This is a genomic window from Vibrio sp. MA40-2 (assembly GCF_047302445.1).
Classification (GTDB): domain Bacteria; phylum Pseudomonadota; class Gammaproteobacteria; order Enterobacterales; family Vibrionaceae; genus Vibrio.
The window spans coordinates 856030-872915 of record NZ_CP178627.1 but is presented as its reverse complement, the minus strand read 5'-3'; the positions used below and the strand labels follow the sequence as shown (position 1 = coordinate 872915).

Annotated in this window: 16 protein-coding genes and 2 pseudogenes; 8 read left to right on the top strand and 10 right to left on the bottom strand. The window is 39.3% G+C overall.

The features are described 5' to 3' along the window. The first annotated feature begins 1 nt into the window (after position 1). The 4 genes from ACLKML_RS03795 to ACLKML_RS03780 all read left to right on the top strand — a co-directional run bounded on the left by ACLKML_RS03795 (position 2) and on the right by ACLKML_RS03780 (position 3989). Complete coding sequence (locus tag ACLKML_RS03795) at positions 2-982, top strand: ABC transporter permease (RefSeq protein WP_413282420.1); 981 nt, start codon at positions 2-4, stop codon at positions 980-982. An 8-nt stretch (positions 983-990) separates the two neighbouring features. After that, the gene (locus ACLKML_RS03790; protein WP_413282419.1) at positions 991-1959 is read left to right on the top strand and encodes a sugar ABC transporter substrate-binding protein; all 969 of its coding nucleotides are present in this window, start codon (positions 991-993) and stop codon (positions 1957-1959) included. 116 nt (positions 1960-2075) lie between these two features. Further along, positions 2076-3563, top strand: a complete 1488-nt coding sequence (xylB, locus tag ACLKML_RS03785) for a xylulokinase (RefSeq protein ID WP_413282418.1) — start codon at positions 2076-2078, stop codon at positions 3561-3563. Between the two features lie 111 nt (positions 3564-3674). After that, positions 3675-3989, top strand: coding sequence for a hypothetical protein (locus ACLKML_RS03780; RefSeq protein WP_413282417.1), 315 nt, complete (start codon positions 3675-3677; stop codon positions 3987-3989). A gap of 44 nt (positions 3990-4033) precedes the next feature. Here the strand turns inward: ACLKML_RS03780 and ACLKML_RS03775 are convergent, their stop codons facing one another. The 3 genes and pseudogenes from ACLKML_RS03775 to ACLKML_RS03765 all read right to left on the bottom strand — a co-directional run bounded on the left by ACLKML_RS03775 (position 4034) and on the right by ACLKML_RS03765 (position 6695). Beyond that, positions 4034-5377 (bottom strand): PTS galactitol transporter subunit IIC, encoded by a 1344-nt coding sequence (locus tag ACLKML_RS03775; protein WP_413282416.1) that lies wholly within the window; start codon positions 5375-5377, stop codon positions 4034-4036. 328 nt (positions 5378-5705) lie between these two features. Then, positions 5706-6095, bottom strand: a pseudogene (tnpA, locus tag ACLKML_RS03770) (IS200/IS605 family transposase); the annotation flags it as partial. Between the two features lie 60 nt (positions 6096-6155). Then, on the bottom strand, positions 6156-6695 hold the full coding sequence (locus tag ACLKML_RS03765; protein ID WP_413282415.1) for a helix-turn-helix domain-containing protein: 540 nt from the start codon (positions 6693-6695) through the stop codon (positions 6156-6158). Between the two features lie 101 nt (positions 6696-6796). On the opposite strand from ACLKML_RS03765, the gene ACLKML_RS03760 reads away from it, so the two are divergent. Both ACLKML_RS03760 and ACLKML_RS03755 read left to right on the top strand, forming a co-directional pair. Further along, positions 6797-7963 carry a benzoate/H(+) symporter BenE family transporter gene (locus ACLKML_RS03760; RefSeq protein WP_413282414.1) on the top strand — a complete coding sequence of 389 codons (1167 nt, stop codon included), beginning with the start codon at positions 6797-6799 and terminating at the stop codon, positions 7961-7963. A 13-nt stretch (positions 7964-7976) separates the two neighbouring features. Then, a complete protein-coding gene (locus tag ACLKML_RS03755) occupies positions 7977-8354 on the top strand; it encodes a hypothetical protein (protein ID WP_413282413.1) in 378 nt (125 codons plus the stop codon). Between the two features lie 233 nt (positions 8355-8587). Here ACLKML_RS03755 and ACLKML_RS03750 read toward each other — a convergent pair whose 3' ends face one another. The 6 genes and pseudogenes from ACLKML_RS03750 to ACLKML_RS03725 form a co-directional block, all read right to left on the bottom strand. Further along, positions 8588-9358, bottom strand: a complete 771-nt coding sequence (locus ACLKML_RS03750; protein ID WP_413282412.1) for a hypothetical protein — start codon at positions 9356-9358, stop codon at positions 8588-8590. Positions 9359-9597: 239 nt separating this feature from the next. Next, positions 9598-9687: pseudogene (locus ACLKML_RS03745) on the bottom strand (LysR family transcriptional regulator); the annotation flags it as partial. Positions 9688-9751: 64 nt separating this feature from the next. After that, positions 9752-11116, bottom strand: a complete 1365-nt coding sequence (locus tag ACLKML_RS03740) for a sensor histidine kinase (RefSeq protein ID WP_413282411.1) — start codon at positions 11114-11116, stop codon at positions 9752-9754. Then, positions 11113-11802 (bottom strand): response regulator transcription factor, encoded by a 690-nt coding sequence (locus ACLKML_RS03735; RefSeq protein WP_413282410.1) that lies wholly within the window; start codon positions 11800-11802, stop codon positions 11113-11115. The genes ACLKML_RS03740 and ACLKML_RS03735 overlap by 4 nt, the downstream gene beginning before the upstream one ends. A gap of 211 nt (positions 11803-12013) precedes the next feature. Then, positions 12014-12784 carry a hypothetical protein gene (locus ACLKML_RS03730; RefSeq protein WP_413282409.1) on the bottom strand — a complete coding sequence of 257 codons (771 nt, stop codon included), beginning with the start codon at positions 12782-12784 and terminating at the stop codon, positions 12014-12016. Positions 12785-13094: 310 nt separating this feature from the next. Further along, positions 13095-13751 carry a LysE family translocator gene (locus ACLKML_RS03725; RefSeq protein WP_413282408.1) on the bottom strand — a complete coding sequence of 219 codons (657 nt, stop codon included), beginning with the start codon at positions 13749-13751 and terminating at the stop codon, positions 13095-13097. A gap of 179 nt (positions 13752-13930) precedes the next feature. Between ACLKML_RS03725 and ACLKML_RS03720 the strand changes: the two genes are divergently transcribed. After that, a complete protein-coding gene (locus ACLKML_RS03720; protein WP_413282407.1) occupies positions 13931-14836 on the top strand; it encodes a LysR family transcriptional regulator in 906 nt (301 codons plus the stop codon). 36 nt (positions 14837-14872) lie between these two features. Here the strand turns inward: ACLKML_RS03720 and ACLKML_RS03715 are convergent, their stop codons facing one another. After that, positions 14873-15460 carry a cytochrome b gene (locus ACLKML_RS03715; protein ID WP_413282406.1) on the bottom strand — a complete coding sequence of 196 codons (588 nt, stop codon included), beginning with the start codon at positions 15458-15460 and terminating at the stop codon, positions 14873-14875. A gap of 280 nt (positions 15461-15740) precedes the next feature. Between ACLKML_RS03715 and ACLKML_RS03710 the strand changes: the two genes are divergently transcribed. Beyond that, the gene (locus ACLKML_RS03710) at positions 15741-16694 is read left to right on the top strand and encodes a methyl-accepting chemotaxis protein (protein ID WP_413282405.1); all 954 of its coding nucleotides are present in this window, start codon (positions 15741-15743) and stop codon (positions 16692-16694) included. Positions 16695-16886: the final 192 nt, after the last annotated feature.

The following is a 16886-nucleotide window of genomic DNA, read 5'->3' as shown; positions in this document are numbered from 1 at the left end:
AATGAATTTTAAAAACGATATCAAAGAAAGAAAATCATACAAACTGAATTTTTCAGAAATTTATGATAAATATGGTCTTTTTATTATATTAAGTTTGTTAGTGGTTTGTTTTACTATAATAAACCAGAATTTTTTATCTTTATATAATGTCCAAAATATATTTAAGCAGAGTAGTATTAATGGTCTTATTGCCTTTGGTATGACTTTTGTTATTTTATTAGGAGCAATAGACTTATCTGTTGGTTCTATTTTACCATTAATTGGTTTCTTTATTGGTTCAGCGTTAGTTACCTTTAATATTCCTATTTATGTAGCTCTTCCTGTTGGATTAATATTTGGTATAGGGTTAGGGATTATCAATGGCGTATTAGTATCCAAATATAAACTTCAACCTTTTATTGCCACGTTAGTTACGATGGCGGTTTACCGAGGTATCACACTGGTTATCTCGGATGGCCTCCCGGTACGAAATATATCTAAAACGTCTGAATTTATGGCTTGGTTAAACCACGGTCAAGTTGGTCCTATTCCTATTTTTGTCATTGTATTAGTGACCACACTTTTAGCGTTGTATGTATTGTTACATAAAACGGTATTTGGCAGACACGTCTACGCGACTGGTGGGAACGAAGAAGCGGCTCGTTTATCAACGATACCGACGAATAAAATTAAAATTTATTGTTATGCATTGTGTGGCTTTTTGACTTCTATTGCAGCTATTTTACATCTATCTAGATACAACTCTATGTACCCTAACGTTGGTGTTGGTATGGAACTAGATGCAATTGCAGCAGTTGTTATTGGTGGCACAAGTATGACAGGTGGGAGAGGCCGAATAATTGGAACCTTTATTGGCGTTCTTATTATTGGAGTCTTGAATAATGGATTGAATTTAATAGGTGTTTCCTCCTTTTATCAAGAGATTGTAAAAGGGATCGTTATATTAATTGCAGTCATCATTGATCAACAAAAAAATAAATAGGTAATCATATGAATATTATAAAAAATACAATCGTTACTGTCGGCGCAATGTTAGCTGTTACAGGAAGTAATGTGATGGCTAATGATACGATTAGTGTATTAATTAGTAACCGATCAAATGAATTTTTTAGTGTTCTAGAGAAAAGTGCAGTGAATAGAGGTGAAGAACTTGGATACAACGTCAGAGTATATGATGGAGGAAACAACGCTTCACGCCAACCAAGTCAAGTTGAGGATGCGATTGCTAGTGGAGCGAAAGCTATCATTATCAATCCTCTAAATGAAGATGCAACCTCGTTTGTATTAAGTGAAGCTGTGAACCGTGGTATTCAAGTCGTGACCGTTGATACTACAGTGCAAGATGTTGACTTATTAAGTGAAATAGCAACGGATAATGAAGATGGTGGTAAATTTGCAGCCCAATGGTTAGTTAAAAAATCAGGTGTCGATCCATCGCAACTTGGCGGCATTATTCACATGAAGGGACTTGATGGGCATACGGCACACATTTCTCGTTACAAAGGATTTAATGATTATCTAAAATCAGACAGTGTCGACAAAGCTTGGAATACGTTAACTCAATCAGGGGATACTTATATTGAACTGACTGGCTCGTTCTCTCAAGATGGTGCACAATCGGCTTTGGAGTCTCGTTTGAGTGCTTTAGATCCAGAGGCGAAATATGCCGTTTATTGTGAAAATGATGTGATGGCTATTGGTGTAATTAATGCGATTGAAAATGATCCTAGGTTCGATTTATCTAACTTCAAAATTATCGGATTTGATGGTTCGAGTGAAGGCAAAAACTTAGTCGATGAAGGTAAAATGAACGTTACGGTAGTTCAGGATTTCGAATATATTGGTTCGGAAGCCATTAATGTCATCCATAATTATCTTCAAAACCAAGCAACACCAGAAAGTGTTACTAATGCGGTTGAGGTAGTGATGTATCCTACAGAACAAAGTCCTCGTCAATAGCCAAACGATTAAAACTAGGTACAAATAGTGCCGAGTAATCAACGACAAAAATAAAATAAGATATCTCATGCAGTAGAGTTGTGTGAGATATCATAAAAAAAATTTATAGGTTTTGTATGCGTTATTCTTTAGGAATTGATTGTGGAACTCAAAGCAGTAAAGCCATTATTATTGATGCAATGAATGGGCTTGTCCTAGCGTCTTCCTCTTCACCACACACTATGTATACCAATGAGTCTGGTGCTCGAGAGCAAGATCCTTCGATATGGATCGCTGCGATAAAACAATCTATCACCGATGTTATAGAAAAAGCGAACATTGATCCCCAGAAAATACAATCTATCGGTGTATCCGGCCAACAACACGGATTGGTTGTTTTAGACGAAAATGACAAAGTAATAAGAAAAGCTAAATTATGGTGTGATACGGAAACCGTCGCGGAGAACGACCAGTTTATAACCTCTATTGGCGGCGCAGAAGGCGCGTTCCAGCATTTAGGGTTATCTATTGAGCCAGGCTATACGGTTTCAAAAATATTGTGGTTAAAAGTACATGAACCTGAACATTATAAAAAAATTAGAAAAATATTGCTGCCTCATGATTATATAAACTATTGGTTAACGGGTAATCATTGTTGCGAATATGGTGACGCCTCAGGCACGGGGTTATTTAATATTGACACAAGACAGTGGTCAGAATATGCATGTAATAAAATAGATGAATCTGGTTTTTTAAAGGATAAATTGCCAAAAGTAGTGGCGCCATTTGATCCGATTGGTTTAGTGAAATCACAAATTTGTGATCTCTTTGGGTTCTCTGACAATGTAGTCGTTTCTGTTGGAGGAGGAGATAATATGATGGGGGCCATTGGTACCGGTAATATTGAAAATGGTATCGTTACTTTATCACTTGGCACTTCAGGGACAATTTATACACATTCATCAGACTATATAAACTTCAAATCACCGTCTATTGCCAACTTTTGTTCGAGTACTGATGGATGGCTTCCATTGATTTGTACGATGAATGTCACGTCTGCGACTACGTCTGTGTTGAATTGTTTGAACCAAGATATTTCGGATTTTTCGAGCGCATTATCTAATACTACTATTGGCGCATCAGGTATTAATGTTTATCCTTTTTTTAATGGTGAACGTGTTCCATCGTTACCTAAAGCTCAAGCCTCCATTTCGGGACTGACTTCAGACAATTTTACTACTAACAACTTGATTCGAGCCACTGTCGAAGGAATAACGTATGTATTAAAGTTAGGTGCGGATATTTTATTAAACTCGGGTGTAGAATTTAATCAAATCAGAGTAATTGGTGGCGGTGCTAATTCAAAAGAATGGAGGCAAATTGTTGCTGATATTTTTGATACCGAAGTCGTCACATTAAAAAATGAAGAAGCGGCGGCGCTTGGTGCAGCTATTCAATCTTCGTGGCTTATTTTTCCAAATATCGATAGAGCGGAGATAGTTAGTAAATTTGTGATAATTGATGATGACAACACCGTTAAACCATCGATGATGAATGTGGAGTTGTATAAAAATGAGTTGGAAAAATTTGCATTGGGATTAGAAAAAAGTTATGTAACCAAATAAATCGTATCCATTTGTCTTACCTCTTAGGGTTTAAATAGCCATTTTAACCCTAAGTCTCAAGTGATATAATAAGATTATTCGACCTAAACGACATTTAAATACTTAATAATTATGGTAGATACTCCACTACGAATTAATGATGTTATTGAAATTACGGGAATTTCTCGTAGAGCAGTTTATAATGCTATGGACAGTGGTAAGCTAGCGTTTCAAGAAACCATTATTAATGGACATAATGTTAGGGTATTTACTGTCGATGCTATTTTGTCTGCTTTTCCTCGTTTATCCGCTATAGCAAAAGATAATGCTCGACTCAGAGCTGAAGTCGCTGCCTTGAAATTTGCCAACGAACAGTTAACTAAAGCGTTTTCAGATTTGGAATCTAATGATAGCGCTATGATTTCTGAGTATTTACCTCGACCGTAATTTTTCTTTCTTATTGGTCTTCAATATTTGGCGATCCTCTATTTTTACTCTTTATAGTCAACGTCTTCTTTTTGTAATAATCGGTAGTTTATATACATCAGAGTCAACGTTCCTAGTGTTACTGCTAAAATAGCGATTATGTTCGATTCGAACATACGTACAATCCCCCAAGGTAATAATGCACCAGCATAATCAATGGAGCTTATTGATGTGGCATTGTCAGGAATAGTGAAGTAATTACTTCTGGCTACGCTGGTCATTAAAGGGGCTAAATTTGTAGCAAAATACAATGAAGTCGTCAGTGTAATAATGGCAGTAATAAGTGTTCTGAATACATCACCACGACACACTGCCGTCACTAATACAAAAGCAAAAGGTAACCCAGTTAAACTGGCAAAGGGCAGGAATTGATTGCCAGGAACTATTGCTGCAAGAAATAAAATTACAGGGATCATAAATAGTGAAATCGTCAAAGTAACAGGATGACCAACAGAAACTGCTGCATCCAGGCCAATCGTTATACTGTTAAAGTACGTAAGCCTTGTTTGGACTAGTGTTTGTATTTGTTTGGAAATGGGGTACACACCTTCCATTAAGATTTTCGCCATTCGAGGAATAATCAACATGACTGCTGCCATCGTCATCGCCGTATTCAATATGGTTTTTATATCTGCTCCTGCTGATACGGCTAATAAAGCCCCAATAATTGCGCCTAATGTACCAGGGTCGTTTAGTACTGAAAATTTTCCTTGGAGTGTATAAATATTAATTTTAATGCCGCTAATAATTGGTGTTCGATCGAAAACGTAGTTTACCAACCAAGCGATAGGAACAAATGATACAGCGAAACCGTGAGGAATAGAGATATTAGCTAACCCAAGTGTTTCCGATACATCTTTTGCGGTTCGATCGGCAATAATCATGGTTAAAATACAATTAATCGCTGCGGCAAATAAACCTAAACTAAATGAACTCGACATAAACGCGACTAATGAACCTGTGACAGCATGATGCCATAAATTCCATATGTCGACATTCAGTACTCGAGTCGTTCTGGTATAGAGCATGATTATATTAATAAAAATACACAATGGGACAATGAATATACCGATTTTTGTACCCATCGCAATAGCTGCCGCTGCAGGCCAACCGATATCGAGTACGGTTAATGATAAGTTGAATTTTTCGACGATTATTATGGTAATGGGCGTCAATGACTCAATCATGAACTCTACCGTTATAGATAGCCCGATAAAGCCAATTCCAACCATGAGTCCCGATTTAAACGCATCTTTAAACGGAATTCTGACGATAAGACCTAGAATGATGAATGTAATGGGCATTAGCACTGGTGAACCTAAGTCCATTATATAATCTAAACTTTCCATGATGATCTTATTTTTTCCTATGTTAGCCAGTGGTAGCTCATTAGCGACGAAGTGAGTTAATTGTCAACTTATTGTACCTTATCATAAATTGGCTAAGACAGTGTTTTGTAACTTGTTTGTTATGACCTGTGTAATTATTAATAAGTTTCTGCATCAATTGTTAGGTGTGAACCAACTCACTATTAATGCAGATAATTTGGCAGTGTCTATGATAAATATTTGAAGAAAATCAAGGCAGTGGTAGTTTCGATAGTTTGACTTAGCAATTTCGCCGTAAACCCTTGCTCGTTCTTAGGGCGGGGATATAAGGCGTAAAGCTCAAAGAGCGTTAATTTGGTGTCCCCTGACTTTCTACATAAGCCTTTAATTTCTCAATTGTCGCCCCGCCAGCCGTACACGCAAAGTACGAACGAGACCATAAGGCCGCACTTTTACTTTGCCTTGTAAGGTGCGTATGTTGTCGCCTCAGCATTCTTGATGAAATAGATTTAAGGTTGTTCACCATGATGCTAACCGATAGCTTTGGTGAGTAGGCTATCAATAAATGGACATGGTCTTGTCCACCATCCATCTCGATCAATTCACATTTTAATTTTTTATAAGCAGAGCCAAAAACCTTTCTTAATTGCTCGATCATAACTCCAGTGAGTAACTTACGTCGATATTTGGTTGTGAACACCAAATGCACGACCAATTTGCTAACACTATGTCTTTTTTGAGGTAGCCACTATAAGGACTTAAGATTGAATAAGTATGTGCTGTAAAAATAATGGCTGAGTCACCTTGGGTAACAAATAATGTTCTGAAAAGTGGTTATTTCCGTAATTGCATGATACCCATGTGGTTGATCACTGTAAAAGCGAATACTGTTACCTGAATTCAAATGGTGCCATTTATTGTCAAAAAAGACGTTTAATTGCCCAACGGTAACAACAACATGCTCTATAACTCCTGCACCATGTGGAGATGACATCTGTTGATGATGACCCGTTAAAGTGATTTCAAACATTTCCATCCCAGAGTCTGTCATATATGGAAACAGAGTCTTTACTTTCATTCTTGAATCATCGGGAAAAGCCCGTTCACCAGAGCACAGGACGGGATCACTTGCAAAAAAACCAGAAAAGGATGTACCTAGTCCACTAGCAATTTTCCACAAAGTAGAAATAGTCGGGCTGGATTCTTCTCTTTCTATTTGTCCTAACATGGCTTTAGAAACACCGGTTAACTTAGATGTGGCATCCAAACTAAGTCCCTTTCTCTTCCTCACTGATTTTAAACGATTAGCTATTTCAGTTTTAAATATTGAATTTTTCATAATGTAGCATCTTGTTGTGCGTTATAACGCACAGTGGTATCTTTGGGTTTGTGCGCTATTACGCACAGTAAATATTACCACAGAGTTAGGAAAAACAAAGGATGAAAAAGCGGTTCAATTTAAGTCACCTCACTGCGGGATTTACAGCAGTATTAGTTGGTTATACGAGTTCTGTAGTGATTATCATCCAAGCAGCAACCGCTGCTGGTGCTTCACCAGTACAAATCGAAAGCTGGCTTCTTGCTTTAGGTATATCCATGGGGATCACCTCGGTTGTTTACTCATGGTTTTACAAAATGCCGATATTGACAGCGTGGTCAACTCCCGGTGCGGCGATGTTGGTAAGTTCAGTAGATCAATATGAACTCAATGTGGTCATAGGTGCATTCGTTATGACAGGACTGCTCATATTTTTGACGGGGTTAATTACCCCTCTTAGCAAAATGCTGGAACGAATTCCTCCTCAGCTTGGGACGGCTATGTTGGGGGCTATTTTGCTTCCTATTTGCCTCAAGGGGTTTGAAACTATTACTAATACACCAATGATCTTTCTGTTTATGTTCTCAGGTTTTTTGTTGGCAAAAAAATATATTCCCAAATATGTGATGCTCGTTCTACTAATTATTGGTGTTATGTGTGCTGTCCCTGTTGGTAATTCTGACTTGGCGACAGCAGAACTGTCGGTAGCTGAACCCATATGGATAACACCTAATTTTGAACTCTCAGCGGTAATCAATATTTCCGTTCCGTTATATCTGATTACTATGCTTTCACAGAATTTACCTGGTATCGCGATGATGAAAAGCTACCAATACCGCCCCCCTGTTAAACCACTACTATTAGGCACGGGGTTAACTAATATACTGTTCGCTCCTTTCGGTGGCTTTAGCGTCAATCTTGCTGCTATTTCAGCAGCAATATGCATGACACAGGAAGTTGATTCAGACAAAACACAACGTTATCGGTCTGTACTATGGGCGGGGTTGTTTTATATTATTGCTGGAATATTTGCTACAACGGTTGTAACCATTTTCTTATCTCTACCACAGGAGATCACACAAATTTTAGCGGCATTTGCGTTACTGGGGACATTGTTAATGTGTTTACATACCGCTTTCAAAGACGAAAACTACAGAGAGCCCGCTCTATTTACCTTTCTTATAACGTTTTTAGGAATTAGTATTTTGGGCGTCAGCTCCACTCTGTGGGGGCTACTCATAGGTTTACTTTATATCAGAATGAATAGTCCCTCTAAAGCAAGAATTTGAATGGCTCAAAGAAGTGTCGAGTGTTATCTTTCAGCAAGCTTTGCGCGACCAACAAGACGCATTTAAAAACTTTTGGGATAAACGCGCCAAGTACCCAACATTCAAATCAAAGCATGACAAGCAATCTATTCGGCTGACTAAAGCAGCATTTCGATACAAAAACGGTCAATTGTTCATTGCCACGTCAAAGCAACCACTCGATATTCGTTGGTCGCGAGAACTGGCAAGCGAGCCTCGCTCAATCACCATTTCAAAAGACAAAGCAAGGCGATACTTTGTGTCGATGTTATGTGAGTTTGAATCTAAAGAAATGCCTGTAACCGCTAAAACGGTTGGTGCATATCAACTCCTTTTTATGTCTCATCATAAGTGTAGGCCAGTGAGTTTTTGACTGCCTGTTGCTAGGAACTTTTTGGGTTTTGGTTATATTCAATAATAAAACCGTAGGATTTTCCTGTAGATTTATCTACACCAGAATTTCCCTCGCTTATCAGCCTGTGCCAAACAGAGCTAAGCCAATAGCGCCTGCTATCAGGGGAGTTCGTCGTTTAATAACACTTTAATTTTCTTGTATTACATTACTGATAGCGGGTAATGACAACCCGCTATAATTATATTCCGTGTTTATTCTGGTTTGTTGTTGTATTCGATGATAAATGCATATCGGCCCGGGCCTCTTCGGCCGTAGGTACCGGCATCATCAGAGTAATCGCCCCATGTCGGTACAGGCTGGTTTAACTCGCCGAAACCAAGGATTCGCTGACTTTTCTCTTTGCCGGAATCATTTGGCTGGGTGTTATTACGAGGATCTTTATCGATTACACCATCATCGAGGTTTTGGGCCCAGTTGGTATAGCCCCATTCTTCACCACTAAGCCAGTGCCAGTCTGCACCCGGGATGGTAGCATCTTCGGGTTGATAACCACCCAGCATAGGACCAATCATGATCTCATAGTGGTTAGCTCGGCCCGAGCCTTCGACATGTTTAGGGAACTGGAAGAAGTATTTAGGATCGTCGATTAGGTTAAATAGAAAATCATTTTCAGCTTCAGATGTAATGGAGGCTAGGTAACCACCCGCTTCTTCGGCTAACTTGGCGGCCTGAAACCAGTTCAGGTTTCCGTTAGGAAGATAAACAACGTGGTAGTAATGTTTATCTCCATTGGTATTGGTAAAGGTTTGGAGAGGTTCTTTTTTATAAAGCACGTCACTTGGAAGGGTTTCCCAAGTAAAGAAGTCATAGTAATCGGCAACCTTGAAGTCCACCGAGTTTATCGTAACAGTCTGAGTTGCTTTTTCTTGGCTTGTTGTGCCCTCAGAAGATGCTTGTACAGCCCCTGCCGAAAACAGAGCAACTAGCCCTACGGTGGTTAAACAGTTTCTTACATTAATCATGGTCCCTCCATCTCTTCTACTTAGTAAATTCGGTTTCAATTCTATAGCGGGAAGGAGTGTTACCAGTTTAGTTTTGGTTTAGAAAGGGGGGCTTTACAAAAATTTACTCTCATCGGAATAATCGATTATTCTGATATAAAATGGAGGTTACATGTTTCAGAGGGAGAATAGGGTGTCAGCATAGCTTGTCAGTTATGCTGCATAAAGTGAATGCATTGGAAATGTCCAGAAATGAGCTATATTGCGCCTGATTTGGCAAGATGTCCGCTATTGACCTTAAATGAAGACGGTACCTTTTGGGTAATTGGCTCACCTTTACCGTTTTTGAAACCCTCGCCCGATGAGGGCGGGGGAGAAGTCAGTTCGAGTAAAAGTATGTAAAGAAGCCTTAATTTAACGAGGAAGTCGGATAATAAATCGACTGTATGATTGGCCATCACTTTCAACTCGAATCTTACCCTGATGCATTTCAATGAGTGCTTTACAAATACTTAGACCCAGCCCCATTTTTCCTGATTTACTACTTCTCGACGCATTTGCTCTATAAAATCGGTCAAAAATAAAAGGTAAGCTCTCGTTTGAGATACCGCACCCTGTATCTATTACTTCAATCACGAGCTCTGTTTGCTCAGTATAAGCAAGAACTTCAATTTGACCTCCGGTGCTTACATAACGAGTAGCGTTATTAATTAGATTCCCCAACACTTGTGTCATTCGTTCTGGGTCTATCTCGATGTTAGGCAATGGATCTTGGCATGATGCGATCAAGTGTATTCCTTTGTCTTTACAGCTCACTTGGTGAGCTTGAACCACTTTATCTACAAGCTCTGTGATGGAACTCATTTCTGGATAAAATGAAAGGGCTTTGGCGTCTGATTGAGCCAACGTACTCAAGTCTTTAACCAGTCGTTGAATATGATCTAGTTCAGAGGTAATGGTGTTCAAACGCCCTGGATTTAGGGCCATCGCCCCATCTTGAGCCATCTCAATGTAACCAGATATGACCTGTACAGGTGTCCCTAAATCATGGGTGATATCAGCTGTGAGCTGTTTTCTACGCTGGTCCGAAATGGCTAATTCGTTACTCATTTGATTAAAGGAATCAGCAAGATCACCAATTTCATCATTAGGATATGAATTTACTTTTTGATTTAGATTTCCCGAGGCAATGGCTGAACTTGCGTTGATGAGAGAATCTATCGGACGAAGAGCAAAGTTTGCGATAATACCTCCCATAACGAGAGACACAACGATACTTATAGCGATAGAGATCAGTAATACGTCCAAGATATTATCTAGAAATACCTGTAGCTGAGAATTCAGGTTGATACCTGTTGCTTCGGGGGGAATCACCCATGCAATGATATCACCGTTGTATTTTACAGCTTGTGCTCGTGCCAGAAAAGCTTGAGGTATAACGTCACCTATTTGGAAGGATTTGTATTCGAGTAAGGCTGTACCTTGAGCGGTTACAATTCCTGCTTTTTTGGTTGGCTGAGTCCGGACGTTATCTTGGTTGTGATTGGTGTTCTTTGGCGGATGCAGTGCTTTGAAATAGATCTCAAAACCATCCCAGCTTTCCTCTGTTGCGTACCAACGGCGGATCTCTCTTACCATCTCTGTTACCTGATATTCTAGCGTTAGTTTTGCTACACGTTGCTCAGACGTGTAATACGTTAGCAGGTAAATGGTGAGAGCGGTGATCACGCTAATGAGGAGATAGGTTCCCATTAATTTATAACGTATAGATAGTCTCATATTGGTAAGGCCTTCAATCTATAACCCACTCCAAACACTGACTCAATTTCAACATTTCCATTGAGTAACGGGTCAAGCTTGTTGCGTAGATTACGGATATGAATTTTAAGTGTACTTTCAGATCCACTGTATCCTTGTTCAATAAGCTGACGGCTGATTTCTTGTTTATTTACGGTGTGCTCAGCTGAATGCATTAGTACTGATAGTAGCTTTGTTTCTGCTAACGTTAACTCAAGGAAGTTTTCTCCGACCCAAACTTCGTGAGTCGTTGAGTTCAACGATAAGTTAGCGACTCGAAGTATGGGATCTGTCGTAAAATAATTGGATGTACGTTTTAGTACGGCTTGAATACGAACAATCAACTCATTCATGCTAAATGGTTTACAAATATAGTCATCAGCACCTAATTCAAAACCCTTCACTATATCTTGTTCATTTTGTTTCGCTGTGATCATGATGACGGGGAGATTGCTAGTCATGCGTAACTTGGTGATAAAGTCGTAACCATCCATTTGAGGCATCATAATATCAAGCAGGATCAAGTCAGGTGAAGAAGATGAAAGAGCTAACAAGGCATCCCTGCCATTAGAGACACATTGAACCTCAAAACCTTTACATGTGAGCACTTCAGACAGTAATTTTTGAACGTTAATTTTGTCATCGACGACCAAGATTTTCGCTGTCATACTTTGTTAATACCTTCTTTTTATAAATAGAAGCAATAATCGCAGTCCATATTGCAGTGGAAACCGGTGGGTTTTGTCATTAAGCTGAAAGGCTTAGTCATAGCTGTTACCTATAATGTATCTATTTTAGTGCTGTAGTACAGCGTTGATTCAGTAAAATACACGTTTTGGGGCCGGCCATTTATTCTGCCTGCCCCAATGTTACCTTTAATTATTTAGGGTCAGAATTGTATTCAATGATAAATGCATAACTTCTGCCCGGTAGGCGTTCTCTACCATAGGTGCCAACATCATCCATATAATCTCCCCACGTTGGTACCGGAACGTTCATTTCTCCAAAGCCCATGACCCGTTGACTATCGCCAGAGTCATTCGGTTGATCATTTGGCCGAGGATCTTTATCAATGACACCATCATCTAGATTAACTGCCCAGTTGTTATAAGCGAATGTTTCTCCGCTTAGCCAACGCCAACCTCCTGCCGGTTCAGTTGAACCTTCTGGTTGATAACCTCCAAGGTATGGACCAATCATAATTTCATGATGATTATGTTTGTGCTTTCCTTCTACATAGGTAGGAAAGCGCCAAAAATACTTATCATTATTTATCAATTCAAAAATAAATGTATTTTCTTCTTCGGAGGTGATTGAGGCGAGATAGCCTTCTGCGTCATCGGCTAAGTATGCGGCTTGATACCAATTGAGGTTGCCCTCAGGAAGGTAAACAATTTGGTAGTAATGGGTCACTCCATCTGGGTTGGTGAAGCTTTCCAAAGCTAATTTTTCATAAGTTAAATTCGCTGGTACGTTCTTCCAGTTAAAGAATTGATAGCTTTCGGACACTTCAAATTTGACACCATTGATTACAACTTCTTGTGTATCTGTTTGTGTTGTTGGTTTTTTTTTGTGGGCGTCTTTAGCATAAGTACCCGTGGTAAATGCGCACGTTGCCATAATTGCCAAGCCAATCATCGTTTTTTTCATATGTCCTCCAGACCAAGTATTTGATGAGGAGAAATGTACCATTCCACATCAGAGAAATAGTTTAGAACTGGTTTACGCTTGCTTACTTTACAATTTTTTACATTCATAGATACTTAGCACGAACGTTAATATACATCTTGTCTATAAACCATATATCACCAAACCTACCGGAGTTTTTCTTCACACTATGGTTATAAATAGGTCCGAATTTTTTGCACTAATACCAAATAGTTTCGTAGCTTACGTTGATCAAATGGCTAAAAGTAGTACGAGACAGCCTTAAATACGTAGCGACTTGCCGACATCCTTCTTATTTAGATACAGATAACAGAAGTAATTGCTGATAATTATAAAACACACCACCTACAGCTACAGCGAATAGGAATCCTGCACATAATCCTTCAATCCAGCGTGAGTTAAATACTTTTGACCACCATTTTACGCACAAGATGTAAAGAGAGAGAATACTTAAATCAAATAGCAGCCAGATAGTAGACAGTGTTATTACGCTTATAGAAAAATTGTGTGTCACTGCAATAAACTGCGGAAAGAAAGAGACAAAGAATAAGATGTCTTTCGGGTTGGCTATCCCAATAATAAAACCTTTGACTAACCCGCTATTTTGGGCGGTTTCGATGAGAGCCGATGTTGATTCATTGTCTATATCGACATTTAGTAAGTTCTTTATTGTGAGTAGGTCCATTATCGCGCCAAAGCCAATATAGAGTGAACCGACAATGCCCAATAAATATAGATAGACGGGAGACAACTGTACTATACCTGCCAAAGTCAATACTGCAATCGTCAGTAACAACAAGGAAGCTCCATTGGTGCCTAGCATCGTCATAAATGCTTTACGTTGTCCTTCACGGGTTGCTGTAGAGGTAAGCAGAGCAACGACTGGACCAGGAGTGATAATTAATAGTAGTACGACGAGACTGTAGCTGAGGAGTAATGATAGGTTCATGGTATGCTGTTTCCTGTTGAGATACTTGATTACCTGTAGATGAGTTACATTCATACTTTCAAATATCATAAAATCGGTTTAACGTAATGAATTAATCTTATTATGAAGGGATTAATCAGTACTAAAAAACGAAAAAAACTGTATATTATTATGAGTAATACTCACAATGGGATAAGGACATGACTTTGCCTCCACTGTATGCGTTACGGGCGTTTGAAGCGGCTGCTCGTTTAGGATCTTTTTCTAAAGCTGCGGATGTACTTAACGTTACGCCTGGTGCGATAAGTCGCCATGTGCGAACACTGGAAGAGTGGTTTGAATGCAAGTTGTTTGAGCGACATGGTCCCAAAGTATTCATTACCCCTGCTGGTCACTCACTCGCTAGTCAATTGACGGAGAGTTTTCAGAGTTTGGAAAATGCTTGTTACTATTTTGGTCGTAATAATCGGCAACTACGCTTAAAAGCACCTTCCACGCTGACCATGAGTTGGTTGCTGGACGCACTGAGTAATTTTAGAGATGAGCACGCGGTACCAATGATTGAAATTGTCAGTGTGTGGATGGATATCGATAGCGTTGATTTTGTCCGAGAACCTCACGATTGTGCCATACTGCTGGGACAGGGTAATTTTGGTACCGATACTGAATGTCTTCCGCTGTTTGAAGAGCTGCTGATTCCAGTTTGCTCACCTGTGTTGTTGAGTGAGGCTCAACGTGATTTAAGTTCTTGTGAATTAATTCACCCGACTTCGGACCGCCGTGACTGGCGGCGTTGGATAGACCGCACTGGTTATTATAAGTCTTTGAACATTAATAAGGGCAAGGTGTTTGATACTCTTGAGCAGGGCAACCAAGCAGCGATCAGCCGCCATGGTATTTCTGTTGGCGATTTGTTACTCAGTCTGAAAGCGATTGACACCGAACTACTTGCGTTGCCGTTTAAGCAAGCAGTGGTGACTGGTGATAGCTATTATCTTGTCTGGCCTAAAGGTTCATCTAAAAGACAACATATCGATTTACTCTACCAGTGGCTCAAGTCTTCGACACCTGGTCCATTGCCTGACGAGGTGACCTGTCTTAATTGATAAAACAGGGGACTAGCCTACTATTTTAAATTTAACTTATTTGTCTAATTTCTCTGGCAGCATACGCGTTAGCGTATCGTCATTTTGTACGAAGTGATGGTATAAAGCAGCGCCAGCATGAATAGCAATTAAAATCCACAGTACCCATGGCCCACTAATCTCTTTATGGAAAAAGTCCCATTTCTTTTCCCAAACATCCCATTCAGTATTGAACAACTCTAAAATCCACCGTCCTATTCCTGTTTCACGAAATGTGGAAACCTGAAAAACTCCATAGTCGATTGAACCACCGAAGCCAAACCATCCGGAAATTGGCATTGCAAACATAAAAAAATAAAGGATCCAATGCATCCAACGCGCACTGTTTAGCTGCCATTTCGGAATTTCAGGCATTTTAGGTTGAGTATTCATCAGCCTCCACCCAATGCGAAAAGAAGACCAGATAAGTACGCTAAAACCCACTGCTGCATGTATATTCAGACTTGAACGGAATAATGAATCGTCTTTGTCTAAAAACCACATTTTAAAATATACGATCACATAAGCCGCTAGAAAACAAAAGGCTACTAACCAATGAAGCCATTTCGCAATACTGCCATAAGTTGTCTCGGTGTTTTTAATCATAATTTTTACATCCTTTATCTGCACTATGGGCCGCCAAAAGCAGTACTTCGAATTTCATCTTTATCTTACTTCTTTATTAAGACTATTAGATTCTGTCTTTGTATTAAAAACCGGTATCAAAAATAAAAATCAGCTTAACTCAGAAAAAAACAAATAATAATAAGAATGAATGTAATTTTATGTAAAGATAAATTTAAGGGTAACGAATCTCCAAAATGAACATGGTTGGAATGGGTTGTTTACTGTTGGCTAAATACTGGAATAGATTCTTCATCTAGTTATGCCTTCTCAGAAAGCGTATCTCAAACTCAAGAAGGAAGCCGCTTTAGAGTTGCAGCGCGGAGGGGTGGACGGGATATCTTTATGTGTTAATACGCCGCACAAAGTGTATGACCAGATACAAGCTTCTCTATCTATTCCTATTTTACATATTGCTGATGCAATGGGAAAGCACCTTAGAAGCGCAGGACTTGATAAGGTAGGACTTGTGGGTACACGTTTCACTATGGCGCCATCTGCTATCGATCAAGACGTTATTCAAGAAATGCTCTATAACAAGCTTTCGGTGGGGATTTTTGACGACCAAACTAAGATGTTTTTTGTTGACGTCATTGAGTCATTAGCAGAAAAAGGGGCGAAAGCAGTGATCCTTGGTTGTACTGTTTCATCGACTAGAGATACGATACTAGAACTATCGGAAAGTTTATCCATTATTTCTCAATCGATAAATGAATTAGCAAACGAGTGCCAACAAATTAAAGAGATTACTGGTTCTATTAGTGGTATATCAGAACAAACAAACTTGTTAGCACTCAATGCCGCGATTGAAGCCGCAAGAGTAGGCGAACATGGTAAAGGGTTTGCGGTAGTTGCTGATGAGGTGCGAGTTTTTCCCTCTAGAACTCAGCAATCTACTGTAGAAATATCAACGATGATTGACAGGCTTCAACGCGGAAGTACCCAGGCTGTTGAGGCTGTAGATGCCAGGTTAGAAAAGGTGAGTTTTTCAGTTGAGCAGATACAGCAAACAGAAAATGCGTTCGCTGATATTGCCGATTCAGTTGCTGATGTAAATCATATGAACATGCAGATAGCCACGGTAGCAGAACAACAATCTAGTGTGGCAGAAGAGATGAATAAGAACGTTACTTCAATAAGTAGTCATTCTTATAAAACGATGGATAATGTTAAGGAATTGGAGGAGGAAATAGAAATATTAATGAAAAATGTTTGAATCTCTAAAACGCCAACTACACCAGTATAACTTAGGTGATGTGTCATATTGATATCCTTCATCGTATCAACACATGGATCTGAAATAAATCTGAATAGGCTTATAAAATAAGGCTTGTCACTCTTTTTCAGAACAATAATTACTATCTAGGCGCTGGACTAAGATTACCGCTCTTCTATGCCTAGATTGAAA